The sequence below is a fragment of the Pacificibacter marinus genome (assembly GCF_018860665.1).
Classification (GTDB): Bacteria; Pseudomonadota; Alphaproteobacteria; order Rhodobacterales; family Rhodobacteraceae; genus Celeribacter; species Celeribacter marinus_A.
In genome coordinates, this window is record NZ_JAHKPK010000060.1 from 142,797 (window position 1) to 166,219 (window position 23,423).

General features: G+C 53.0%; 22 protein-coding genes. 18 read left to right on the forward strand and 4 right to left on the reverse strand.

Annotated elements, in window-relative coordinates; genetic code table 11:
• Nucleotides 1-8: 8 nt before the first annotated feature.
• From KO497_RS16645 to KO497_RS16720, 16 genes are all read left to right on the forward strand, one after another.
• Nucleotides 9-521 carry a DUF3291 domain-containing protein gene (locus tag KO497_RS16645; RefSeq protein ID WP_215945081.1) on the forward strand — a complete coding sequence of 171 codons (513 nt, stop codon included), beginning with the start codon at nucleotides 9-11 and terminating at the stop codon, nucleotides 519-521.
• A complete protein-coding gene (locus tag KO497_RS16650) occupies nucleotides 514-927 on the forward strand; it encodes a DUF5333 domain-containing protein (RefSeq protein WP_215945082.1) in 414 nt (137 codons plus the stop codon). Before KO497_RS16645 ends, KO497_RS16650 begins: the two co-directional genes overlap by 8 nt.
• Before the next feature lie 137 nt (nucleotides 928-1,064).
• Nucleotides 1,065-3,089, forward strand: a complete 2,025-nt coding sequence (nuoG, locus tag KO497_RS16655; RefSeq protein WP_215945083.1) for an NADH-quinone oxidoreductase subunit NuoG — start codon at nucleotides 1,065-1,067, stop codon at nucleotides 3,087-3,089.
• 2 nt (nucleotides 3,090-3,091) lie between these two features.
• Nucleotides 3,092-3,526 carry a hypothetical protein gene (locus KO497_RS16660; protein WP_436799299.1) on the forward strand — a complete coding sequence of 145 codons (435 nt, stop codon included), beginning with the start codon at nucleotides 3,092-3,094 and terminating at the stop codon, nucleotides 3,524-3,526.
• An 11-nt stretch (nucleotides 3,527-3,537) separates the two neighbouring features.
• Entirely contained in the window at nucleotides 3,538-4,578 is a 1,041-nt protein-coding gene (gene nuoH / locus KO497_RS16665) for an NADH-quinone oxidoreductase subunit NuoH (RefSeq protein WP_215945084.1), read from the forward strand.
• Between the two features lie 3 nt (nucleotides 4,579-4,581).
• Nucleotides 4,582-5,088 (forward strand): NADH-quinone oxidoreductase subunit NuoI, encoded by a 507-nt coding sequence (nuoI, locus tag KO497_RS16670; RefSeq protein WP_215945085.1) that lies wholly within the window; start codon nucleotides 4,582-4,584, stop codon nucleotides 5,086-5,088.
• The gene (locus KO497_RS16675) at nucleotides 5,085-5,483 is read left to right on the forward strand and encodes a carboxymuconolactone decarboxylase family protein (protein ID WP_215945086.1); all 399 of its coding nucleotides are present in this window, start codon (nucleotides 5,085-5,087) and stop codon (nucleotides 5,481-5,483) included. The genes nuoI and KO497_RS16675 overlap by 4 nt, the downstream gene beginning before the upstream one ends.
• Nucleotides 5,480-5,887, forward strand: coding sequence for a carboxymuconolactone decarboxylase family protein (locus tag KO497_RS16680; RefSeq protein WP_215945087.1), 408 nt, complete (start codon nucleotides 5,480-5,482; stop codon nucleotides 5,885-5,887). The genes KO497_RS16675 and KO497_RS16680 overlap by 4 nt, the downstream gene beginning before the upstream one ends.
• Nucleotides 5,884-6,498, forward strand: coding sequence for an NADH-quinone oxidoreductase subunit J (locus tag KO497_RS16685; protein WP_215945088.1), 615 nt, complete (start codon nucleotides 5,884-5,886; stop codon nucleotides 6,496-6,498). The genes KO497_RS16680 and KO497_RS16685 overlap by 4 nt, the downstream gene beginning before the upstream one ends.
• 94 nt (nucleotides 6,499-6,592) lie before the next feature.
• Nucleotides 6,593-6,898 carry an NADH-quinone oxidoreductase subunit NuoK gene (gene nuoK, locus KO497_RS16690; RefSeq protein WP_215945089.1) on the forward strand — a complete coding sequence of 102 codons (306 nt, stop codon included), beginning with the start codon at nucleotides 6,593-6,595 and terminating at the stop codon, nucleotides 6,896-6,898.
• Nucleotides 6,899-6,904: 6 nt separating this feature from the next.
• A complete protein-coding gene (gene nuoL, locus KO497_RS16695) occupies nucleotides 6,905-9,052 on the forward strand; it encodes an NADH-quinone oxidoreductase subunit L (protein ID WP_215945090.1) in 2,148 nt (715 codons plus the stop codon).
• Entirely contained in the window at nucleotides 9,052-10,590 is a 1,539-nt protein-coding gene (locus KO497_RS16700) for an NADH-quinone oxidoreductase subunit M (protein WP_215945091.1), read from the forward strand. The genes nuoL and KO497_RS16700 overlap by 1 nt, the downstream gene beginning before the upstream one ends.
• 15 nt (nucleotides 10,591-10,605) lie before the next feature.
• Nucleotides 10,606-12,042, forward strand: a complete 1,437-nt coding sequence (gene nuoN, locus KO497_RS16705; protein ID WP_215945092.1) for an NADH-quinone oxidoreductase subunit NuoN — start codon at nucleotides 10,606-10,608, stop codon at nucleotides 12,040-12,042.
• Nucleotide 12,043: 1 nt separating this feature from the next.
• Nucleotides 12,044-12,778: a biotin--[acetyl-CoA-carboxylase] ligase gene (locus KO497_RS16710; RefSeq protein ID WP_215945151.1), complete on the forward strand. Its 735-nt coding sequence runs from the start codon at nucleotides 12,044-12,046 to the stop codon at nucleotides 12,776-12,778.
• Nucleotides 12,778-13,557 (forward strand): type III pantothenate kinase, encoded by a 780-nt coding sequence (locus KO497_RS16715; protein WP_215945093.1) that lies wholly within the window; start codon nucleotides 12,778-12,780, stop codon nucleotides 13,555-13,557. The genes KO497_RS16710 and KO497_RS16715 overlap by 1 nt, the downstream gene beginning before the upstream one ends.
• Nucleotides 13,554-15,221 (forward strand): ribonuclease J, encoded by a 1,668-nt coding sequence (locus KO497_RS16720; protein ID WP_215945094.1) that lies wholly within the window; start codon nucleotides 13,554-13,556, stop codon nucleotides 15,219-15,221. The genes KO497_RS16715 and KO497_RS16720 overlap by 4 nt, the downstream gene beginning before the upstream one ends.
• A 169-nt stretch (nucleotides 15,222-15,390) precedes the next feature.
• On the opposite strand, the gene KO497_RS16725 is transcribed toward KO497_RS16720, so the two are convergent.
• From KO497_RS16725 to KO497_RS16740, 4 genes are all read right to left on the reverse strand, one after another.
• The gene (locus KO497_RS16725) at nucleotides 15,391-17,046 is read right to left on the reverse strand and encodes a DEAD/DEAH box helicase (RefSeq protein WP_215945095.1); all 1,656 of its coding nucleotides are present in this window, start codon (nucleotides 17,044-17,046) and stop codon (nucleotides 15,391-15,393) included.
• Nucleotides 17,047-17,353: 307 nt separating this feature from the next.
• Nucleotides 17,354-17,800, reverse strand: a complete 447-nt coding sequence (locus KO497_RS16730) for a hypothetical protein (RefSeq protein WP_215945096.1) — start codon at nucleotides 17,798-17,800, stop codon at nucleotides 17,354-17,356.
• 143 nt (nucleotides 17,801-17,943) lie between these two features.
• Nucleotides 17,944-19,551, reverse strand: a complete 1,608-nt coding sequence (locus KO497_RS16735; RefSeq protein ID WP_215945097.1) for a peptide chain release factor 3 — start codon at nucleotides 19,549-19,551, stop codon at nucleotides 17,944-17,946.
• 151 nt (nucleotides 19,552-19,702) lie between these two features.
• Nucleotides 19,703-20,731, reverse strand: coding sequence for a Hint domain-containing protein (locus tag KO497_RS16740; RefSeq protein ID WP_252729750.1), 1,029 nt, complete (start codon nucleotides 20,729-20,731; stop codon nucleotides 19,703-19,705).
• 521 nt (nucleotides 20,732-21,252) lie between these two features.
• Between KO497_RS16740 and KO497_RS16745 the strand changes: the two genes are divergently transcribed.
• Complete coding sequence (locus tag KO497_RS16745; RefSeq protein ID WP_215945099.1) at nucleotides 21,253-22,032, forward strand: SDR family oxidoreductase; 780 nt, start codon at nucleotides 21,253-21,255, stop codon at nucleotides 22,030-22,032.
• Between the two features lie 275 nt (nucleotides 22,033-22,307).
• The gene (locus KO497_RS16750; RefSeq protein WP_215945100.1) at nucleotides 22,308-23,414 is read left to right on the forward strand and encodes an ABC transporter ATP-binding protein; all 1,107 of its coding nucleotides are present in this window, start codon (nucleotides 22,308-22,310) and stop codon (nucleotides 23,412-23,414) included.
• The last annotated feature ends 9 nt before the right edge of the window (nucleotides 23,415-23,423 follow it).

Consider the following 23,423-nt stretch of genomic DNA (forward strand, 5'->3'; position numbering starts at 1 on the left):
TCACAGCAATGCATGCGTCAGACACACATATTGCGGAATTGAACATCGGACGGCTTATCGCGCCGACCGATGATCCGCGCGTGGCTGAATTCATGAATGCATTGGATATGGTGAATGGGCTTGGCCAACGCATGCCGGGCTTTGTGTGGATGATGGAAGGCTCAGGCGAGCCGGGCACTGGAAACACCGAAAATTCAATTGGCGATGATCCACAGTTCGTCGCCAATATGACCGTTTGGGAAGACGTACAAAGCCTTGAGCGTTTCGTTTTCAATACGGTTCACAAAAAATTCTACGACCGCCGTGCAGACTGGTTCCAAATCTTGACTGGCCAGCACTTTGTGATGTGGTACGTTGAACAAGGGCATAAGCCCAAATTGGACGAGGCGCTTGAACGCCTTGCCTATTACGAAAAACATGGGGACAGCGACTATGCCTTCGGCTGGTCGTATCTGAAAGAGGCGCAATTGCATGTCACGAAATCATGCGCGCCAAATGTTATGGAGTCCCTAAATGTATAAGTTTAAAACCGTTATCCTTGCGACGCTACTGATCATCCCTTTTGCGGGCGTGGGGGCGGTTTCGGCCAAAGCCTTGCGCGACGAGCCCTCTATCGATGGGCCAATGTTGAAAGTGGCGATCGCGATTGAAATTTCCGACAAATGTTCCAGCATCGAGGCCCGCAAGCTTAAAGGGCTGAATTTTTTATGGGGGCTTAAAACTGCTGCCAAAAAACTCGGCTATTCTGATGATGAAATCAAAGCCTACGTGGACAGCAAAGCTGAAAAATCCCGCATGCGTGCTTTGGGCGAATCCTATGTGCGCAGCAAAGGTTTTGACCCAACCAGCGATGCAGATTTATGCGCGTTGGGACAACAAGAAATCGCTGCAAATAGCCTGACAGGTTCTTTGTTGCGCAATAGGTAACGAGGGGCTAGGGCCTCTTTTAAGGTTCCACGGTTTTCGTGGGTGAGATCAAATGGGCGCTGTCAAAGGCGTATTGAAATACCGAAGGTGCGGCGCATGTTGCGTGCGGCACTTTCATGAAACACAGGTGACGTGATATGGCAGATACGCGCAAACTTATCATTGACGGAAAAGAAGTCGAGGTCGATCCGGCCATGACGATCCTACAGGCTTGCGAAGTGGCTGGGGTCGAAGTGCCGCGCTTTTGCTACCATGAACGTCTTTCAATCGCTGGCAACTGCCGGATGTGTCTGGTTGAGGTCGTTGGTGGCCCGCCCAAACCCACTGCCTCTTGCGCGATGCAGGTCAAAGATTTGCGCCCCGGACCAGAGGGCGCGCCACCCGTTGTGAAAACCACGTCACCTATGGTGAAAAAGGCGCGCGAAGGGGTGATGGAATTCTTGCTCATCAACCACCCGCTGGATTGCCCAATCTGTGACCAAGGCGGCGAATGCGATTTGCAAGACCAAGCCATGGCTTACGGTGTTGATTTCTCGCGCTTCCGCGAACCAAAACGCGCGACAGAAGATCTCGATCTTGGCCCACTCGTGGCGACAACTATGACGCGGTGTATTTCTTGTACGCGCTGTGTGCGTTTCACGACTGAGGTCGCAGGCATCACGCAAATGGGCCAAACAGGTCGCGGTGAAGATTCCGAGATCACAAGCTATTTGAACGAAACTTTGGTCTCAAACCTGCAAGGCAATATCATCGATCTGTGCCCTGTTGGCGCTTTGACGTCCAAGCCCTACGCCTTTACTGCACGCCCTTGGGAATTGACCAAGACCGAAACCATCGATGTGATGGACGCGCTTGGATCGAATATCCGTGTGGACACCAAAGGCCGCGAAGTGATGCGCATTTTGCCACGCAACCATGACGGCGTGAACGAAGAGTGGATTTCCGACAAAACCCGTTTCGTTTGGGACGGCTTGCGTCGCCAGCGTTTGGACACACCCTACATCCGTGAAAACGGCAAGCTGCGCAAAGCCACTTGGGGCGAGGCCTTGGCCGCTGCTGCCAAAGGCATGAAAGGCAAGAAAGTTGCCGGTCTTGTGGGCGATCTTGTTTCTGTTGAGGCCGCTTTCGCGCTTAAACAATTGATCACAAGCCTCGGTGGTCATGTCGAAGCCCGCGTTGACGGGGCGAAACTTCCGATGGGCAATCGTTCGGCTTACGTTGGTACCGCAACCATCGAAGATATCGATTCTGCTGATATGATCCAGTTGATCGGCACCAACCCGCGTGAAGAAGCACCGGTGCTTAATGCGCGTATTCGCGCGGCATGGGCCCGTGGCGCTGACATCGGTTTGATCGGTGAAGCTGTTGATTTGACATATGACTATGCTCACATCGGTACAGATCGTGCGGCGCTGGTTGAACTGGCTGCCAAAGAAATTTCCAAAGAGACCCGCGACGAGAAAAATACACTCGTGATCGTCGGCCAAGGCGCATTGATGGAGGCTGACGGCGAAGCTGTTTTGTCACAAGCGATGAAACTCGCTGAAAACACGGGCTCCAAATTGATGATCCTGCACACTGCCGCGTCACGCGTTGGTGCGATGGACATTGGGGCTGTGACTGAGGGCGGTTTGGACGCGGCGCTTGATGGTGCAGAAGCGATCTATAACTTGGGCGCCGACGAAGTCGAAATCTCAGGCGATGCTTTCGTGGTTTACCAAGGCTCACACGGCGATCGTGGTGCTCACCGCGCAGACGTGATTTTGCCAGGGGCGGCCTATACCGAAGAATCCGGTCTCTTCGTCAACACAGAAGGGCGCCCGCAACTTGCGAATCGCGCTTCCTTCCCTCCAGGTGACGCGAAAGAAAACTGGGCGATCTTGCGTGCTTTGTCTGCGGAACTTGATGCGACATTGGCCTATTCCACAATCGCAGGCCTGCGGTCTGAGATGATGGAAATTGCACCGCATTTCGCCGATCTTGATGTTGTGGCTGAAAACGCATGGAACCGCGTTCCATTGCGCAAACCAGCCAAAGCCTCTGTACGTTACACGGTTAAAGATTTCTACCTGACCAACCCAATCGCACGGGCCTCGACCTTGATGGCCGAATTGTCTGCCGCCGCAAAAGCGCGCAGCCAAGACGCATTGGCTGCCGAATAAAAATGACAGCTTTGCACACATACAAACGCGCATCGCAAAGTGTCGCAAAATTCGCTCTTGGGTGTGTTTTGTCGGTCACTGTGATGGGCTGTGTGCAAGCCACCCCTGAGGTCAGTCGCGCCGCAAGCGCGCCGACCTATTTGGGTGTTGAAACCCGTCTTTTGGACGGGGATTTGGTGAATTTCATCGTGTCTATGACAGATGCGGCGACTGAAAACGACGTGGCGGCCTATTCTGAATGTGCCGCTGCACAATACGCGTTGATCCGTGGTTTCGGATTTGCGCGTCACTTACGAACAAATGTCTCACAAGAGGCTGGAATTTGGCGCGCGGATGCTGTTTACACCATCTCGTCAGCGCTGCCCGATGGATTGCGAACGATTGACGCTGAGGTCATCGTTTCAAACTGCCGCGAATTTAGAATACCGACGGTGTGAAGGACTACGAAATGGTCGAATTTTTCACGACAACAAATCTGGGCATAGCGCTCTTGATCCTCGGACAATGTCTGCTGGTTCTTTTGCCTTTGTTCGTTGCTCTTGCCTTCTTGATGTATGGCGATCGCAAAATCTGGGCTGCTGTCCAGATGCGCAAAGGCCCCAACGTGGTTGGCGTCTTTGGCTTGCTGCAGTCTTTTGCAGACTTGTTGAAATATGTGGTCAAAGAGGTGGTTGTGCCTGCGGGGGCTGACAAATTTGTCTTTTATCTCGCACCAATGATTACCTTTGTGATGGCGACCATTGCTTGGGTTGCGATCCCTTGGAACGACGGTTGGGTGATCTCTGATCTCAACGTCGCGATCTTGTACATCTTCGCGATTTCATCGCTTGAGGTTTACGGCGTGATCATGGGCGGTTGGGCATCCAACTCGAAATACCCTTTCCTTGGCGCGCTTCGCTCTGCGGCGCAGATGATTTCTTACGAGGTCTCAATCGGTTTGATCATCATCGGTGTGATCATCTCATCGGGGTCTATGAACTTCGGTGATATCGTTGCCGCCCAAGACGGACGCTTTGGTCTGTTCTCATGGTACTGGATCCCGCATTTCCCAATGGTCGTGTTGTTCTTTGTTTCTGCCTTGGCTGAAACAAACCGTCCCCCATTCGATTTGCCCGAAGCTGAATCTGAATTGGTGGCGGGTTACCAAGTGGAATATTCATCAACGCCGTTCCTTTTGTTCATGATGGGCGAATTGATGGCGGTCGTGTTGATGTGTGCCTTGATCACGCTGATGTTCTTCGGCGGTTGGTTGTCACCTGTGCCCGGTATTCCTGACGGTATCTTCTGGATGATCGCCAAGATGGGTTTCTTCTTCTTTATCTTCTCGATGGTCAAAGCGATCACACCCCGCTATCGCTACGACCAATTGATGCGCATCGGTTGGAAAGTCTTCTTGCCGTTGTCACTCGGTTGGGTCGTTTTGGTGGCATTCTTCGCACAATTCGGTGCTTTCGGCGGGTCCTATGCTCGCTGGGCGATTGGAGGCTAAATCATGGCTCAGGCAAAATCAGACTTCGACTACACCCGTGCTGTGAAATATTTCTTGATGACAGATGTCATCGCCGGTTTCAAAATCGGTTTGCGGTATTTCTTTAGCCCTAAAGCAACGATCAATTATCCACACGAAAAGGGGCCTTTGTCGCCACGTTTCCGTGGTGAACATGCGCTGCGCCGTTACCCGAATGGCGAAGAGCGCTGCATCGCGTGTAAATTGTGCGAGGCCGTCTGCCCCGCGCAAGCGATCACCATCGATGCGGAACCGCGCGATGACGGATCTCGCCGCACAACGCGTTACGATATTGATATGACGAAATGCATCTACTGTGGTTTCTGCCAAGAAGCCTGTCCTGTGGATGCCATTGTCGAAGGGCCGAATTTCGAATTCGCAACGGAAACCCGTGAAGAGCTGTTCTACGATAAGGACAAGCTTTTGGATAACGGCGCCCGTTGGGAAGCAGAAATCGCTCGCAATCTCGAATTGGATGCGCCTTACCGATGACTACTGTGTCGCCAGTTTCTGACGCCTACACAAAGGGCAAAGCGTTCACCGAGGCCACAAACCCCGGAATGGAAGACGCTTTGGCCAATCGTTATGACGCGGTCTTGCCGGGTCTTGCGCGTGATTTGGTGGAACTGAATGGCCGTATTTATCCACGAGGTGTTTTGGACGAGAAAACACGCGAACTTTTGACCATATCAGCGCTGACCGCGCTTGGGGGGCAAACAAAACCTCAGTTGAAAATTCACGTCGCAGCAGCCCGCAAATTGGGTCTCACGCCACAGGAAATTTCGGAAGCGATCTATCAAATGTCACTCTACGGAGGCATGCCCGCGATGTTCAACGCTTTGAACGCCGCGATGGAAGTCTTTGCCACAGAAGAGGAAACATCATGAATGATTTCGCGAAGTATCTTGAGCAGATGATGGAGCAGGGCACCAAAATGGCCAAGTCGCTCAACCCTGCGCTTGAAACATTTCAGATGCCTGATTTTTCAAAACTGATGCCGACTATGACGGCAGAACAGATGGAGATTTTCTGGGGCACCGGATTCAACAAAGACGGTTTGGATGCCAAAACTCGTTTTTTGGTGATCCTTGCGGGTCAAACAGTTCTGGGGGCTCAAGCCGAAGAGCCCTTTAAGGTCACGGTCCGTCACGCGCTTGACGCGGGGGCCACACAACAGCAGATCGCGCAAACGATCTATCAAATGTCGATGCTGGGCGGTTTGCCCGCAATGTCAAAGGCGCTTGGCTTGGCAACTCAAGTCTTCGCCGAACAGCAGGAGGACAGTGCATGACTGTCGCGGATTACGCATTTTACCTTTTCGCCATTCTATTGGTGGCATCGGGTCTGTTCACAGTGGTGGCACGCAACCCCGTCCACTCTGTGCTCTGGCTCATTTTGACCTTTCTTTCAGCGTCAGGATTGTTCGTGCTTTTGGGCGCGGAATTCGTCGCCATGCTGTTGATCATCGTCTATGTGGGCGCTGTGATGGTGCTCTTCCTCTTTGTGGTGATGATGTTGGATGTCGACTTTGCCCAGCTGCGCGGCGGTATGGCCAAGTTCATGCCTTTCGCACTGCTGATCGGCATGGTTGTTTTGATCCAGCTTGGGGCTGCATTCGGTGATTGGCATGTCGCTGAAGGGTCTGATGCTTTGCGTGCTGCTGTGGCGCCTGATGCCAATGAGATCCACAACACCGCCGCTTTGGGCATGTTGATGTACGATGACTTCTTGATGTTGTTCCAACTGGCTGGCTTGATCCTGTTGACCGCCATGATCGGGGCGATTGTTTTGACATTGCGTCACAACCCGAACGTCAAACGCCAAAACGTCATCACCCAGATGCACCGAGATCCAGCGAAAGCTATGGAACTTAAAGACGTCAAATCAGGGCAGGGGCTGTAAGCCTTTCGCCCGAACACATAACACCAATGGGCAGTTTTCTGCCCTGAACTGAAAAGCCGCCAAAAAGGCGCGAGACAAAGAACTGAGGGACGACATGGTCGGACTTGAACATTACCTAGCAGTCGCAGGAGCGCTGTTTGTCATCGGGATTTTCGGTCTCTTTTTGAACCGGAAGAATGTGATCATCATTTTGATGTCCGTTGAATTGATCCTGTTGTCGGTCAACATCAATCTCGTGGCCTTTTCGTCCTTTGCTGGCGATTTGGTAGGGCAGATTTTCACCATGCTGGTTCTCACAGTCGCCGCCGCAGAGGCTGCGATCGGTTTGGCTATTCTGGTCGGCTTCTTCCGCAACCGTGGCACGATTGATGTAGAAGACATCAACGTGATGAAAGGGTAAGCTCACATGGCTCAGATTATTCTCTTTGCCCCCTTGTTGGGCGCACTTTTGGCCGGTTTCGGCTGGCGCATTATTGGCGAACGCAACGCGCAGTACTTGACGACAGGTCTGTTGATGCTGGCGGCATTCTTGTCTTGGATCGTGTTCCTTAGCTTTGATGGTCAAGTGCAGCACATTACGTTGTTCCGTTGGATCGAAAGTGGCGAGCTGTCGACGACTTGGGGCATCCGCCTTGATCGCCTGACTGCGATTATGTTCATTGTGATCAATACGGTATCGGCCTTGGTTCACTTGTATTCTTTCGGCTACATGGCGCATGACGAGAACTTCTCGGACGCGGAACCTTACCGTGCGCGTTTCTTTGCCTACCTGTCGTTCTTTACCTTCTCCATGCTGATGCTGGTGACTTCTGACAATTTGGTGCAGATGTTCTTTGGTTGGGAAGGCGTGGGCGTCGCTTCATACTTGTTGATCGGCTTCTACTTTAAGAAACCATCTGCGGGGGCTGCGGCGATGAAGGCCTTTATCGTCAACCGCGTTGGCGACTTTGGCTTCGCGCTTGGTATCTTTGGCCTGTTCTACCTCACAGGCTCAATCGATCTGGACGTGGTTTTCGCGAAAGCGCCTGAATTGGCGAACACGCAATTGCATTTCTTGTGGACAGACTGGAACGCGGCGAACTTGCTGGCCTTCTTGTTGTTCGTCGGTGCGATGGGTAAATCAGCGCAATTGTTCTTGCACACGTGGTTGCCAGACGCGATGGAAGGCCCGACACCTGTGTCTGCCTTGATCCACGCGGCGACCATGGTGACGGCGGGTGTCTTCTTGGTGTCTCGCATGTCGCCTTTGTTCGAATACGCGCCACAAGCCCAGACATTCATCGTCTACATCGGCGCATCGACGGCCTTCTTTGCGGCGACAGTCGGTTTGGTGCAAACTGACATCAAACGCGTTATCGCCTATTCAACCTGTTCACAGCTCGGCTACATGTTTGTTGCTGTTGGTGTCGGCGCCTACGGTCCGGCGATGTTCCACCTTTTGACGCATGCTTTCTTTAAAGCGATGTTGTTCTTGGGTGCGGGTTCTGTGATCCATGCGATGCACCACGAACAAGACATGCGCAACTACGGCGGTCTGCGCAAAAAAATTCCAGCCACCTACTGGGCCATGATGATCGGCACCTTGGCGATCACCGGTGTGGGTATCCCGTTCACGCATCTTGGCTTTGCTGGCTTCTTCTCGAAAGATGCGATTATCGAAAGCGCTTATGCCTCTGGTATCAGCTATGCCTTCTGGATGCTGGTTATCGCGGCATTGTTCACGTCATTCTATTCTTGGCGTTTGATATTCTTGACCTTCTACGGCAAGGCACGCGGCGACAAGCATACGCATGACCACGCGCATGAAAGCCCGAAAGTGATGTTGATCCCTCTTGGTGTCTTGGCACTTGGAGCTGTGTTCTCTGGCATGGTTTGGTACGGGTCTTTCTTTGGCGATCACCATAAGCACAATGCGTTCTTTGGTATTCCTGAGCATCATGCCGCCGCTGAAGGAGATCACGGCGCTGAGGCAGAACATGACGATGATCATGCCGCGACGGACGATCACGCAACACCTGCGGATACGCATGCAACTGAAATGGCTGCGGATGATCACGGCATGGCCGCGGATCACGGGGCAGACATGATGGTGCATGAAGCGCCACAAGGTGCCATCTTTATCGCAGCAGACAACACCATCTTGGACGATGCACACCATGTGCCGGCTTGGGTGAAATTGTCACCGTTTGTTGCGATGCTGATCGGCTTTGTCACAGCTTGGATGTTCTACATCAAGAAGCCTGATCTGCCGCGCCGTTTGTCCGAAGACCAGCAGCCTTTGTATCAGTTCTTGTTGAACAAATGGTACTTTGACGAGCTGTACAACGTGATCTTTATCAAACCTGCCTTGGGATTGGGCCGCTTTTTGTGGCAGCGCGGCGATGTTAAAACCATCGATGGCGCGATCAATGGCCTTGCCCTTGGCATCGTGCCCTTCTTCACACGGCTTGCGGGTCGTATGCAGTCTGGCTTTATCTTTACTTATGCGTTCGCGATGGTTCTGGGGATCGTAGTTCTGATTACCTGGATGTCGATCGGCGGAGGGGCTCACTAATGGATTACGTCCTGTCCTTTATTATCTTTCTGCCGACGGTTGCGGCTTTGGTTCTGGCGCTGTTCTTGCGCGGGGACGATGAAATCGCCCAGCTTAACGCCAAACGGCTTGCGCTGTTCGCGACGGTGATCACCTTTTTGATCTCGCTGTTTGTGATCGCTGAATTCGATCCATCGAACACAGGGTTCCAAATGGTCGAACAGGCCGAATGGATTATGGGTCTGCAGTACAAAATGGGCGTTGACGGAATTTCGGTTCTGTTTGTTATGCTCACAACCTTCCTCATGCCGCTGGTGATCTGGTCGACATGGGACATGAAGGTGCGTGTAAAAGAATATATGATCGCCTTCTTGCTGTTGGAAACACTGATGCTCGGCGTGTTCTGTGCGCTTGATCTGATGCTGTTCTATGTCTTCTTTGAAGCAGGCCTAATCCCGATGTTCTTGATCATCGGCATTTGGGGCGGGGCGAACCGCATCTATGCATCGTTCAAATTCTTCCTCTACACCTTTATCGGTTCCGTTCTTATGCTGGTCGCGATGATCGCCATGTATATGGACGCAGGCACAACAGATATCGCCACTTTGATGGCGCATGAGTTCTCGACTGACACATTCTCGGTTTTGGGGGTGCAAGTGGTCGGCGGCATGCAGATGCTGGCGTTCTTGGCCTTCTTCGCCTCCTTCGCGGTGAAGATGCCAATGTGGCCAGTGCACACTTGGTTGCCAGATGCCCACGTTCAAGCGCCGACAGCAGGTTCCGTTGTTCTGGCTGCGATCTTGTTGAAAATGGGCGGTTACGGGTTCTTGCGCTTCTCGATCCCGATGTTCCCTGTTGCCTCGCATATGATGGCCGATATCATCCTTTGGATGTCAGCCATCGCGATTGTGTACACATCTTTGGTGGCCTTGGTGCAATCTGACATGAAAAAGCTCATCGCCTATTCATCCGTTGCGCATATGGGCTATGTGACCGCTGGTATTTTCTCGCTCAACCAACAAGGTGTTGATGGCGCGATCTTTCAGATGATCTCGCACGGGTTCATTTCTGGCGCGCTCTTCTTGAGCGTTGGTGTGATCTATGACCGCATGCACACCCGTGAAATCGACGCCTATGGTGGTCTTGTGAACCGGATGCCTGCCTATGCGCTTGTCTTCATGTTCTTCACCATGGCCAACGTTGGTTTGCCGGGCACCTCTGGCTTTGTTGGCGAATTTTTGACGCTGATGGGCATGTTCCAAGCCAACACTTGGGTCGCTATGGTCGCCACAACCGGTGTGATTTTGTCCGCCGCTTACGCTTTGTGGCTTTACCGCCGCGTTGTTATGGGCGAGCTGATCAAAGAAAGCCTCAAGACCATCAAAGACCTGTCTCCTCGCGAGAAATGGATCATCGCGCCGCTCGTGGCCATGACCTTGCTCTTGGGGATTTACCCGTCTTTGGTCACAGATATCATTGGGCCCTCAGTTGAGGCGCTTCTTCACAACTATAATGCCGCTGTGCCGATGGAAGTCGTCACCGCTGCCGTAACCCACTAAGGAGGGGATCTGATTATGACCTCTGCCGATTTTTCGATCGTCCTTCCAGAGTTCCTTCTGGCCGTCTACAGCCTCGCTGCACTGTTGTTTGCGGTCTACACGAGCAAAGATAAGGTTGCAGGCCTCGTCACTTGGGCCACCGCTGGTGCCTTCGTCTTGGCAGCTGTGATTTTGGCCACACGGTCTGCGGGCGCAAACATTGCTTTCAACGGTATGTTCGTTGATGACGCCTTTGCGCGTTTTGCCAAAGTGGGCATCTTGCTTTCGGCTGCGACTGTTTTGGTGATGTCGCAAGACTATATGAAAAAATACGACATGCTCAAATTTGAGTTCCCGATCATCGTCGCCCTTTCGACCATCGGTATGATGGTGATGGTTTCGGCGGGTGATTTGATGGCGCTCTACATGGGCTTGGAGTTGATGTCCTTGGCGCTCTATGTCATCGCATCCTTCCGTCGCGACTCTGTACGCTCATCCGAGGCGGGTCTTAAATATTTCGTGCTTGGGTCTTTGTCTTCAGGTTTGCTTTTGTACGGTGCATCGCTGACCTATGGCTTTGCTGGCACAACAAACTTTGCGGGTATCTTGTCCGTCGTTCATGACGGTGCGCCTTTGGGTGTGCTCTTTGGTCTTGTCTTTATGATCACAGGTATGGCGTTCAAAGTCTCTGCCGTACCGTTCCACATGTGGACGCCAGACGTTTACGAGGGCGCGCCAACGCCTGTCACAGCTTTCTTTGCCACAGCGCCAAAATTGGCAGCGATGGCTTTGTTTGCACGGGTTTTGCATGACGCATTCGGTGGCATTTCAAGCGATTGGTCGCAGATCGTTGCTTTGATCGCAGTGGCGTCTATGTTCCTTGGCGCTATTGCAGGTATCGGCCAAACAAATATCAAACGTCTGATGGCTTACTCGTCTATTTCACACATGGGTTTTGCTTTGATCGGCGTTGCCTCCGGTACCGTGGGTGGCGTTCAGGCCGCACTGATCTACATGGCGATCTACGTTGTGATGAACATCGGTACATTTGCTTTCATCATGACGATGGAACGTGATGGCAAACCGGTCACTGAAATCAAAGCGCTCAACCGTTACTGGCAGGTCAACCCGACCAAAGCCTTGGCGGTATTGTTCTTGATGTTCTCAATGGCTGGCGTGCCGCCAATGGTTGGTTTCTTTGGTAAATTGGCCGTGTTGCAAGCCGCCGTGGAAGCCAACATGACATGGTTGGCCACGGCGGGTGTTATCGCATCCGTTATAGGCGCCTTCTACTACCTGCGTGTCGTCTATTACATGTTCTTTGGTTCCGAAGTTGAACCGCTCGACAACACCAAAGGTGGCATCGCCAACGTGGTTGTTTTGATCGTCGGGTTGGTCATGTTGGTGGGTATCGTTAACCTATTCGGTGTGGACACAATGGCAATGACAGCGGCTGAGGCCCTTGTCCGCTAATGTGAACATCTGGCCGACTGGGGTAGGGCGCATCGTCTTGCCGCAAACGGACAGCACAATGAAGGAGGCCGCGCGTGTCGCGGCCTCCTCGTCGTTTCCGCAATGGATTTTGACGCTTGATCAAACCTCAGGTCATGGCCGTCGCGGCAGACCTTGGTCCATGCCCAAGGGCAATTTTGCCGCCACGCTTTTGATGTTCCCTGATGAGCCCGCCGACAGGATCGCCTTGCGGTCTTTCGTGGCCTCATTGGCTTTGTTTGACGCTGTCGCGACGGTCACTGGCCGCCCTGATACGCTGGCGCTTAAATGGCCCAACGATGTCTTGCTCAGTGGTGGGAAGTTCGCGGGCATTCTTTTGGAACGTGGCGCCAATCATCTGTCCATCGGCATTGGCGCCAATTTGGCGGCAACGCCCGATGTGTCACATGTCGAATCCAGCCCATTCCCACCGGTGTCTTTGGCTCATGAAACAAGCGCATTGGTCACCCCCGAAGAATTTCTTGATGTGTTGGCCCCAGCCTATGCCAACTGGGAACATCAGTTCACCACTTATGGGTTTGAACCGATCCGTACCGCATGGCTTGCACGTGCCGCCAAGCTTGGTGAACCGATCCGTGCGCGCACGACCCTTGATGAACATCACGGCACGTTTGAGGATGTGGATGCGCATGGCAATCTTGTGCTGCGCCAGTCGTCCGGCGCGCTGTCCATTCCAGCAGCTGAGGTCTTTTTCTAATGCTTCTTTGTATCGATACCGGCAACACAAACACGGTGTTTTCTATTTGGGACGGCTCTGCGTTTATCGCCACGTGGCGCACCTCGACCGAGGTCCAACGCACGGCGGATCAATATTACGTTTGGCTGTCGACCTTGATGAATTTCCAAAAGATCGAGGCCAATATCACCGAAGTGATTATCTCGTCCACCGTGCCGCGTGTTGTGTTCAACCTGCGCGTCTTTGCCAATCGCTATTTCGACTGCAGACCCATGGTGGTCGGCAAACCCGAGTGTCTTTTGCCTATTGCCTCACGGGTTGATGCAGGCACGACAGTAGGCCCTGATCGCTTGGTCAATTCCGCTGCGGCTTTCGACAAATTTGGTGGTGATCTGATCGTGGTTGATTTTGGCACAGCCACCACTTTTGATGTTGTGGCCCATGACGGGGCTTATGTTGGTGGGGTGATTTCGCCGGGCGTTAACACTTCGTTGGAAAGCCTGCACCTCAAAGCTGCTGCCTTGCCCCATGTTGACGTGACCATGCCTGATAAAGTGATCGGCACCAACACTGTGGCTTGTATGCAATCTGGTGTCTTTTGGGGCTATGTCGGCCTTGTGCGCGAGACATGTAGCCGCATCAAAGACGAATATGGTCGCCCTATGCGGGTGATTGCCACTGGCGGGCTTGCGCCGCTCTTCAATCAGGGCCACAAGCTCTTTGACGAATTCGATGAATTCCTAACCATTCATGGCCTCGTGGTCATCCACAATTATAACAAGGACCAAGGCACATTATGAGCACCAATCGTCTTTTGTACCTGCCGCTCGGCGGCGCTGGCGAAATCGGCATGAACTGCTATGTCTACGGTTACGGCCCCGTTGGCAAAGAACGTTTGATCGTTGTCGATCTTGGCGTGACATTCCCCGATATGGATGGCACCCCTGGCGTCGATCTGATTTTCGCAGATATCGCATGGCTTGAAGAGCGCAAAGAGCGCATCGATGCCATCTACATCACCCACGCGCATGAAGATCACGTGGGCGCTGTTGGTCACCTTTGGCCACGCCTTGGCGCGCCGATCTATGCGCGCAAATTCACGGCCCATTTGGCGCGTCTCAAATTTGAAGAGCACGGTCACGACGAGTTGCAAATCAAAACCGTTGGCGCATGGCCTGAGCAGACCCAAACCGGTCCGTTCAACGTGGGCTTCTTGCCTGTATCGCATTCGATCCCTGAAAGCTCTGCTTTGGTCATCGACACGCCAGAAGGCCGCATCATCCACACGGGCGATTTCAAAGTGGACCGCACCCCGCTTGTGGGCGAAGCCTTTGACGACGATCTTTGGGCCGATGTGTCCAAAGACGGTGTGATCGCGCTTGTGTGCGATTCCACCAACGTGTTCAGCCCGAACGCTGGCCGGTCTGAGGCGGAAGTTGTTGAGCCCCTAACACAGCTGATGAAAGATCTTCCGGGTCTGGTCGCTGCGACCACCTTTGCTTCGAACGTTGCCCGTGTGAAAACACTGGCGGATGCAGGCACCAAAGCGGGCCGTTCTGTTGTGCTGATGGGGCGCGCGATGCGCCGCATGATCACAGCCGGTATCGAGACAGGGATCATCTCCGATTTTCCACCGACCTTGTCACCCGACAAAGCCTTTGACGTACCACGTGAAAACTTGCTTTTGCTGACCACTGGATCGCAAGGCGAACGTCGCGCTGCGACTGCTCAGCTGTCACGCGGCAAATACCTCGGGATGAAGCTCAACGAGGGTGACACGGTCATCTTTTCGTCCAAAACCATTCCGGGCAATGAGAATTCCGTCAGCCGTATAGTTAACTCATTTTCTGAAATGGGTGTGGATGTTGTGACGGATGCAGATGGTCTTTACCACGTCTCCGGTCACGCCAATCGTCCCGACATTGCCCATGTGCATAAGGTTGTGAAGCCAAATTTGGTCATACCTATGCACGGGGAGCATCGTCACCTGCGTGCCCATGCGAAATTGGCCGAAGAAAACGGCTACAAGTCCATCATCGCGCCAAATGGCACCGGAGTGAACCTTGCGGGTGGTCAGATGAAAGTCGTGGAGTTCGTTGAAACTGGCCGCACTTACTTGGACGGCTCCGTGCATATCGGCGCAATGGATGGTGTTGTGCGCGACCGTATTCGTATGGCGCTCAACGGTATGGTTGTGTCGACAGTGATCATCGAAGATGATGCGCCTTTGGGCGAATGCTGGTGTGAAGTCAAAGGCTTGCCAGAAACGGGCCGCTCAAAAGCGCCCCTTGTGGATGTGTTGGAAGAAGACCTCAACCAGTTCCTCATGCGTGCCAATAAGAAAACGCTGAGCGATGATGATAAACTCGAAGAAGAAATGCGTCGCATCATTCGTCGCTCTACCCAACAAGAAGTCGGTAAAAAGCCCGAAGTCCAAGTGGTGATTTCGCGCCTGTCGAGCTGATAAAACACGGCACACCGCAGCATGTTTTAGAAGGGGCTGGCAGAGAGATCTGTCGGCCCTTTTGTTTTTCGTGATGCGTGTCGTGATGATGCCTTTTATCCATGTACCAAAAGAAAACCCCGCACCAAATTGGATGCGGGGTTGTAAACTCTATAATTTTAACAATGGCTTAGCTGGTAAGACGATCTTCAAAGCTCAATGCAATAAAGGTTGGCAAATGATCGCCAAGACCGACAACTGTATTTTTCTCTTCACGACCATAGCGCCCGCGACCACGTCCGCCAGAGTTGTTGTTGCGGTCATAGCTTGACCGCTCTTGAGCGCCATTGCGATCGTTCGCGTTGCGGTCATTTGAGCGACCACCACGACTGCGCTGAGACGATTGCTGCTCAGCTTGCGCCTCCACAACTGGCTCGGCCTGTACGGCCTCTGCAACTGGCGTTGGGGCAGGGGCCGTTTCCACTACGGCATCAACAACAGGTGTCTCAACCGCTGCGAGTTCCGCCGCTTTGTCCGCGGCTGGTTTGCGGCGTGACCGTGTGCGTGTGCGCTTTGGTTTGTCGGCTGGGGTATCGCCCGATGCTGCAACAGCCTCTTGTGGCTTTTCAGCAGTGTCAGCTTTTTTAGCCTCAGGCTTAGCAGCGTCTGCAGGGGCAGCCGTTTCATCAACAGGATTGCCAAACGGGTTGTCGAGACGTGGGATTTTGTTACCCAAGAGAGTCTCGACTGCTTCAAAGTTTTTCTCGTCACGCGGTTCACACAGCATGATCGCTTTGCCGTCACGGCCCGCTCGCCCCGTACGGCCAATGCGGTGCACATAGTCCTCTGGGTGGCCCGGCACGTCAAAGTTGAACACGTGGGTCACAGATGGCACGTCAAGACCGCGTGCGGCCACATCAGAGGCCACGAGAATTTTAATCTCGCCATTGCGGAACCGTTCAAGCGTTGTGTTGCGTTGGGATTGATCCAAATCGCCGTGAATTGGCGCAGTGTCAAAACCGTATTTCTGCATCGACTTGGACACGATATCCACATCTGTTTTGCGGTTGCAAAAAATAATCGCGTTATCAAGGCTTTCGCCTTCATTTTCGATCAATGCCCGCAAAAGCTTGCGCTTTTCGGTTGCTGTACGATCGCGGCGCGAACCTTTGAGCATCACAACGTGCTGTTCGATTTTCTCGGATGCTGAGGCCTGACGCGCGATCTCAATACGAGCCGGTGCAGACAAGAATGTATTTGTGATTCGCTCAATTTCAGGGGCCATCGTGGCCGAGAAAAACAGCGTCTGGCGCGTGAAAGGCGTGAGGCCAAAGATGCGTTCAATGTCAGGGATGAACCCCATGTCGAGCATACGGTCGGCTTCGTCCACCACCATGATTTTCACATCCGTCAAAATCAATTTACCGCGTTCAAAATGATCAAGCAAACGACCCGGCGTCGCAATCAAAACATCGACGCCTTTGTCGATCAGGCGATCTTGTTCTTTGAACGACACGCCACCAATCAACAAGGCTTTGGTCAGCTTGTGATATTTGGTGTAAGTGTCAAAGTTTTCAGCAACTTGCGCAGCCAGTTCGCGTGTCGGGCATAACACCAACGAGCGGGGCATACGGGCGCGCGCGCGTCCGCGAGCTAGGCGTGTGATCATCGGCAAAGTGAAAGAGGCGGTTTTGCCTGTCCCCGTTTGCGCAATGCCCAAGACATCTTTGCCCTCAAGCGCAGGAGGAATCGCACCTGCTTGAATTGGTGTTGGCTCAGTATAGCCAGCATCTTCAATCGCTTTGAGAACCTTTTTATCAAGGTTTAGATCAGTGAATTTTATCATGTATATCCGTGTTCTCACGGACATATCAAAGCCCGCGGCGTCAAATGGGGTCACCGGCCTGATGGCCACCTCGCGCTTCGAGGTCCCTAAATCGTCGCCTTCTCTACTCCGATATGGGGTAAAGGTCAATCAAACCCTAACCGTGGGGCCGTGGCAGTCCAAAATGTTGCCTGATTTATGCTGGAGTGCGAACCAATATCACTAAAATAGCTCTATTGGTCTCAAATATGCTTAAATAGTTCAAACCAGTCTTGGCAAAAGGTAAAACGGTGCCGCAGATACCCGCAACACCGGTCTTTTGCACAGCTTACAGGTCGACGCGCACCGCGTTTTCCAGCACGGCACTCTGCCATGTGGTCGTGTCGGTCACCGCCGACAAATTACCGCGCACAGTAATGCGCGCCCCGTCTTCGAAATTGGCTAGAGGCTCGGCCAATGTCACCTGCAAAGATGTGCCATGGTCAGGGCTGCCACAAAGTGGGCAAGTGCCCATATCAGAGACCAAAATCAGTTCGTGGATCAAGCTTCCTGGCGTCAAGGGCATCGCGTATCCAGTGATTGTCAGATCCTTGATCCCGTTTTCAAGCTGCTTGGGAAAAGACTTTTTCACCTCATAGCTGTTGTCCGTGACAATCTCGTCGATGCTGACTTCGCCCAGCAAGGCCCAAACATCAGTCTGTCCAAAGGCAGGAAGTGTAGCCACCGTGGTCGCGCCAAAAACAGCAGAGAAAACCGAAACAGGGATGGTACGCATTTAGGAGCCTTTCAAGACTGTATTCAATGATTTGCGGCTAATTTGACGAAATTTTCGATGAGCGTCCAGACAGAAAAAAGACCCGCGCCAAAGTGAGCGGGTCTTTGCTAATCTCGGTAAAAGATTACGCGTGATTGCAGGGGTTAAACCATCAATTCGCGTGTCGAGGCCAAGGTCAAATCGGGATAGTCGCGTTCAATCCGATCAATGTCCCATTGCAGGCGCGTCATGTAAACGATGTCACCGTTATGGTCATGCGAGATGTGCTGCTGGTTGACGCTGACAAAGGCATCGACCTTGGCTTTTGGCCCTGTGACCCAGCGCGCAGAGGTGAACTGCGATGGGCTAAAGCTGACGGGCAGTCCGTATTCCAACTCGATGCGTGAGGCCAGAACTTCAAACTGCAATGCGCCGACAACGCCGACGATAAAGCCCGATCCAATGGCCGGTTTGAACACTTTGGCCGCCCCCTCTTCGGCGAATTGCATCAGGGCTTTCTCTAAGTGCTTGGACTTCATCGGATCGCCTGCGCGCACGGATTGCAGCAGTTCTGGCGCGAATGACGGAATACCGGTGACGCGGATGTCTTCGCCCTCGGTCAATGTGTCGCCGATGCGCAATTGGCCGTGGTTCGGGATGCCGATGATGTCGCCAGCCCAAGCTTCTTCAGCCAATTCGCGGTCAGAGGCCAAAAACAGCACAGGGTTTGAGATCGCCATCGGTTTTTTCGACCTTACATGGGTCAACTTCATGCCACGTTTAAAGTGCCCTGAGGCCAAACGTACAAACGCGACGCGGTCACGGTGTTTGGGGTCCATATTGGCTTGCACCTTGAACACAAAGCCCATGACTTTTTTCTCGTCAGGTGAAATAGGGCGCGGTTGTGCTGTTTGCACTTGGGGCACAGGGCCGTAATCGCCCATGCCATCCATCAATTCCTTCACGCCAAAGGAATTGATCGCAGAGCCGAACCAAATCGGCGTCATTGAACCCTCTAAGAAGGCCTCGCGGTCAAATTCTGGCAGCAATTCGCGCACCATTTCCAGCTCTTCTTTCAGCTGTTCCAGCAAGTCCGCAGGTACATGTTCGGCAAGCTTTGGGTCATCAAGGCCGTTGATTTTTACGCTTTCAGACACTTTATTGCGGTCGGCGCGGTCCATCAATTCAAGGCGGTCATTCAAGATATCGTAACAGCCCAAAAAGTCGCGGCCTACGCCGATGGGCCAGGAGGCGGGCGTCACATCAATCGCCAAGTTTTCTTGAATTTCGTCAATAATTTCAAATGTATCGCGGCTTTCGCGGTCCATTTTGTTACAGAATGTCAATATCGGTAAGTCGCGCATTCGGCAGACTTCGAACAGTTTCTGTGTTTGGCTTTCAACACCTTTGGCCCCGTCGATCACCATGATCGCGGCGTCCACGGCTGTGAGCGTGCGGTAAGTGTCTTCCGAGAAATCCGAGTGACCGGGCGTGTCCACAAGATTGAAGCGGTAACGGCCAAAATCAAACGACATGGCAGAAGCAGACACGGAAATCCCGCGGTCTTTTTCCATCTGCATAAAATCGGATCGTGTGCGGCGCGCTTCGCCTTTGGCGCGCACCTGACCGGCCATTTGAATCGCCCCACCGTAGAGAAGAAATTTCTCGGTCAGTGTGGTTTTCCCAGCGTCAGGGTGCGAAATGATCGCAAAAGTGCGCCGACGTGCGATTTCGTCGGGCAGATCAAGGGCGGTATGTGATGCGTTTGACATGGGGCTGTCTATAGCTGTGCGGCGTGGGGCGAGCAACTGCCAAGACGCGGCTGCACAAATCTGAAGCTAAAAATGAGAAAAACGCCCCTAATGACAGGCGCGTTTTTGCTTTCGTCCGTGATGAGACCTAACGCATTGGGTCTAACATCAGCTAGCTGGCTGGCGCGATCCGCAACAAATGCGCTGCATCTTCGGGGGCAAGTGCGCCATCAACAATTTCATAGGCCCGTGGGACGTCCTGAAAATCGGTGACATTTGACAGGCGCGCTTGAATGTCTGCGGGCAGGTAGGGCTTGACTTGGGTGTCGACAAACATGCTTTCGGCCGCGATGCCTTCCGCATAGATGATCTCATGGTTGTCGAACAAAAGTTGGTAATATTCGACAAAGCCGCCGTCAGATTGCACAACATTTATACCATTGACCAAAAGCTTCGCCTTGACCAAAATCTCGGCGCGCCCCGCCCGCAGGCGGTCTTTGCGTTGATAGATGAAAAGACGGTGGTTAGGGCTGACAGTCAGGTCATTTTCGTTGTTCAGCGTGCCTTTTTTTATGATGATCGGTGCAAAAGATCCCGTGGCGCGCATCGTTTGATGGCCAATCCAGCGGATCTCGCGTGGGCCGTGGTCTCTGGTCAATACGCGATCACCGATGTTGAGCTGCTCAATGGGCTTTTGCATGCCATTTGCCAGCGTAATCAATGTGCCACGGGTGAAGGACACGCAGGCCACCTCGGCCAAGCGGGTGCGCGGACTTTCGCGATCCAACGTGATAGCGGCGTAGTCTTGTTTCTCGTACAGGGCTGCAAGCGGCAGTAAATATGTATCCTCGACCATGCCAGTATCATCCAACTCGATAAGGATCATAACCTCAACTGTTGATCCATCCGGCGCCATCAATGTCACAACGCAATCAAGGTGAACATTGGCCCCCACTGTGCCCATTTCGGAGCCCTCCGCGATGGTGATCGCATTGTCATGCACAGCAACAGACAGGTGCACGCGGGGCGCATCGTTTTCAAGTCGATAGATATCGGCCAACTCGATCTCGTCAGCATGGGACATTGCATCGCCAAAGTTGGCCCCATTGATCACGCGAAAAGACTCCGCACGATAGGCAGGCAAAACCTGTGTCGGTACGGCACCTGTGTTGAGGCTGATCTGAGAAGGCGAGTTGTGCATGGATTCAATCATTTGGTTGCAGTTTCCGTGTCTTGGCATTGATCTTGCGGATAGGTTGGCTTTTTCCCCCAAAGGAATCGCAGTCATTCACAAAATATGCAGTCACATAACCTATATTATGCCAGAAAATGGCGTGATTGTATACTGTTACGCTACGAGACATCGCAATACCTTTACCGATTACCGTTCCCATTAGGATTAGTTGCCAACAATGGCGGGAATTGGGCAAGATTGGTAATGATGCAGGTTTTTTAAGCACAGTTTTTGCCACATTTCCCACAAATCCGCTCAGTTTCAAGTCGTTTTCGTGCGCGGTCTCTGCAACGTCAGGACAAGAGGCAGGACAAGAAATGTCAATGCATGCCTGACTTTGGGGTGTCTGACTATCGACCGATAAAACTTAGACAGTCTGAAACCCACACAGACAGGATGGGCTTGCACGGGGGCGGTATTGGCGTCACCTTGCCGCAAGACTTAGGAATAAACAGACAAAATTGATCGATTCTTCAGGAGGATACGTGATGGACCTTGGAATTAGTGGAAAACGCGCGCTGGTATGTGCCTCATCCAAAGGGTTGGGGCGTGGATGCGCATTCGCTTTGGCCGAAGCCGGTGTGGATTTGGTACTCAATGCTCGTGGGGCTGAAGCGTTAGAGGCAACAGCCGCTGAAATTCGGTCCCTTTATAAGGTTAACGTCGAAACAGTGGCGGCGGATATCACGTCAGAAGAGGGGCGCGCTGAAGTTTTGGAAATCGCGGGCCAAGTGGACATTCTTGTGACCAATGCAGGTGGCCCACCTCCTGGCATGTGGACCGATTGGGATCGCGACGACTTTATTGATGCGCTTGATGCCAATATGCTCACGCCGATTGCATTGATTAAAGCCTTGGTGCCGTCGATGATGGACCGTGGCTGGGGGCGTGTGGTTAATATCACCTCTGTGTCCGTAAAAGCGCCGATTCCTGTACTGGGCCTGTCCAATGCTGCGCGCACTGGGTTGACCGGTTATGTGGCGGGCACCTCGCGTCAAGTGGCTGGCAGCGGTGTGACCATCAACAACCTCTTGCCGGGTTTGCATGACACGGATCGTATGGTGTCGCTTGACAAAATGGCCGTCGAGACAACAGGCAAAAGCTTTGACGACATACGTGCGGAGAAATATGCGAGTATTCCCGCGGGGCGTTACGGATCGGCCGCCGAATTTGGCGCGACATGCGCGTTCATGTGTTCTCAACATGCGGGCTTTATGGTTGGTCAAAACGTGTTGCTGGATGGTGGCGCAACAGTCTCTACCATGTAATCGGGTTCGGACACTGGGTCCTGATCCAGTCAATTAAGCTCGCGCAAGGCAACCGGCAAGTGATCCCTGTTGCCTTGCGCTTTCGGCTGCATCCCGCGATGCGCCATGCTGATGTGTACGACGACTACGGTACGACCTTGATGCCTAGGCTGATGTATAACCATTGCCTGTTACACGTTTGAAGAGCGGCCCTGCTGTAAAATGCCAAGCAGTTGCTAAGGCCGGTTTAGGCTGTTAGGACGAACTGGCCTTAGAGTTTTTGTCGGATACATCTTGTGAACGCCCACACCCCAGCTCAGACGACGCCTGCGCATCCGCGTTTGGAAATCCGCAATTTGCGTCGCAGATTTCAAGGCAGAGATGTCGTGAGTGATGTCTCGCTTAAAGTGATGCCGGGGCAGGTGACTTGCCTTTTGGGGCCATCGGGCTGCGGCAAATCTACGACCCTGCGGATGATCGCTGGCGTTGATATGCAAGATTCTGGTGAAATTTACGTCGATGGCGATTTGGTCTGCGATACCTTACACCGCGTGCCGCCCGAAGGGCGCTCTATTGGTTTGATGTTCCAAGATTTTGCGCTCTTTCCACATTTGTCAGTTGCGGCCAATGTCGCATTTGGCCTGAAGGGATCAAAGGACGAAAAACGCACCCGCGTCGAAGAGCTTTTGAACAAAGTGGGGCTGTTGTCTGCCCTCAACAAATTCCCGCATGAACTCTCAGGTGGCGAACAACAGCGCGTGGCTTTGGCGCGCGCTCTTGCGCCGCGTCCCTCTGTGATGTTGATGGACGAACCGTTTTCCGGCCTTGATGAACGGCTAAAAGATGAAATTCGTGACAGCACTTTGGAAGTGCTGAAAGCCGAAGGCACGGCGGTGCTTTTGGTGACGCATGAACCTGACGAGGCTATGCGCATGGCCGATGAGATTGCGTTGATGCGGGACGGAAAAATTGTCCAGCAAGGCGCGCCCTATAATATTTACAATGCGCCAAAGGACAAAAAATCTGCAGCCTTTTTTAGCGATATCAATGTGATAGGTGGAAAGGTTGAGGGGGCATTGGTGTCCACCGCTTTTGGCGAGTTTCTTTGCCCCGGTCACGCCGATGGTACGCCTGTAGACATCGTTATCCGCCCACAGCACTTGCGCATCGACTTTGATCGTGCAGGGCGCGGCCCAAATCCAACGCCGCAAGATGGCACGCCTGCGCGTGGTATCGTGGAGCGCGCGCGTTTTATGGGGCGTGAAAGTCTGGTCGAATTTCGCATGGATTTTGATGGGTCCATTTTGCGCGCCACGGTGCCCTCGGTGTTCTTGCCCAAAGTTGGCACGCCATTGTGGTTGATGCTGCGCCGCGAGCGGTGTTTTGTATTCCCCGTGACTTAAGCGCTGGGG

Coding starts and splice junctions, on each gene's coding strand:
- KO497_RS16645 (WP_215945081.1), top strand. CDS start 9: ATGCATGCGTCAGACACACATATTGCGGAATTGAACATCGGACGGCTT.
- KO497_RS16650 (WP_215945082.1), top strand. CDS start 514: ATGTATAAGTTTAAAACCGTTATCCTTGCGACGCTACTGATCATCCCT.
- nuoG (WP_215945083.1), top strand. CDS start 1,065: ATGGCAGATACGCGCAAACTTATCATTGACGGAAAAGAAGTCGAGGTC.
- KO497_RS16660 (WP_436799299.1), top strand. CDS start 3,092: ATGACAGCTTTGCACACATACAAACGCGCATCGCAAAGTGTCGCAAAA.
- nuoH (WP_215945084.1), top strand. CDS start 3,538: ATGGTCGAATTTTTCACGACAACAAATCTGGGCATAGCGCTCTTGATC.
- nuoI (WP_215945085.1), top strand. CDS start 4,582: ATGGCTCAGGCAAAATCAGACTTCGACTACACCCGTGCTGTGAAATAT.
- KO497_RS16675 (WP_215945086.1), top strand. CDS start 5,085: ATGACTACTGTGTCGCCAGTTTCTGACGCCTACACAAAGGGCAAAGCG.
- KO497_RS16680 (WP_215945087.1), top strand. CDS start 5,480: ATGAATGATTTCGCGAAGTATCTTGAGCAGATGATGGAGCAGGGCACC.
- KO497_RS16685 (WP_215945088.1), top strand. CDS start 5,884: ATGACTGTCGCGGATTACGCATTTTACCTTTTCGCCATTCTATTGGTG.
- nuoK (WP_215945089.1), top strand. CDS start 6,593: ATGGTCGGACTTGAACATTACCTAGCAGTCGCAGGAGCGCTGTTTGTC.
- nuoL (WP_215945090.1), top strand. CDS start 6,905: ATGGCTCAGATTATTCTCTTTGCCCCCTTGTTGGGCGCACTTTTGGCC.
- KO497_RS16700 (WP_215945091.1), top strand. CDS start 9,052: ATGGATTACGTCCTGTCCTTTATTATCTTTCTGCCGACGGTTGCGGCT.
- nuoN (WP_215945092.1), top strand. CDS start 10,606: ATGACCTCTGCCGATTTTTCGATCGTCCTTCCAGAGTTCCTTCTGGCC.
- KO497_RS16715 (WP_215945093.1), top strand. CDS start 12,778: ATGCTTCTTTGTATCGATACCGGCAACACAAACACGGTGTTTTCTATT.
- KO497_RS16720 (WP_215945094.1), top strand. CDS start 13,554: ATGAGCACCAATCGTCTTTTGTACCTGCCGCTCGGCGGCGCTGGCGAA.
- KO497_RS16725 (WP_215945095.1), bottom strand. CDS start 17,046: ATGATAAAATTCACTGATCTAAACCTTGATAAAAAGGTTCTCAAAGCG.
- KO497_RS16730 (WP_215945096.1), bottom strand. CDS start 17,800: ATGCGTACCATCCCTGTTTCGGTTTTCTCTGCTGTTTTTGGCGCGACC.
- KO497_RS16735 (WP_215945097.1), bottom strand. CDS start 19,551: ATGTCAAACGCATCACATACCGCCCTTGATCTGCCCGACGAAATCGCA.
- KO497_RS16740 (WP_252729750.1), bottom strand. CDS start 20,731: ATGCACAACTCGCCTTCTCAGATCAGCCTCAACACAGGTGCCGTACCG.
- KO497_RS16745 (WP_215945099.1), top strand. CDS start 21,253: ATGGACCTTGGAATTAGTGGAAAACGCGCGCTGGTATGTGCCTCATCC.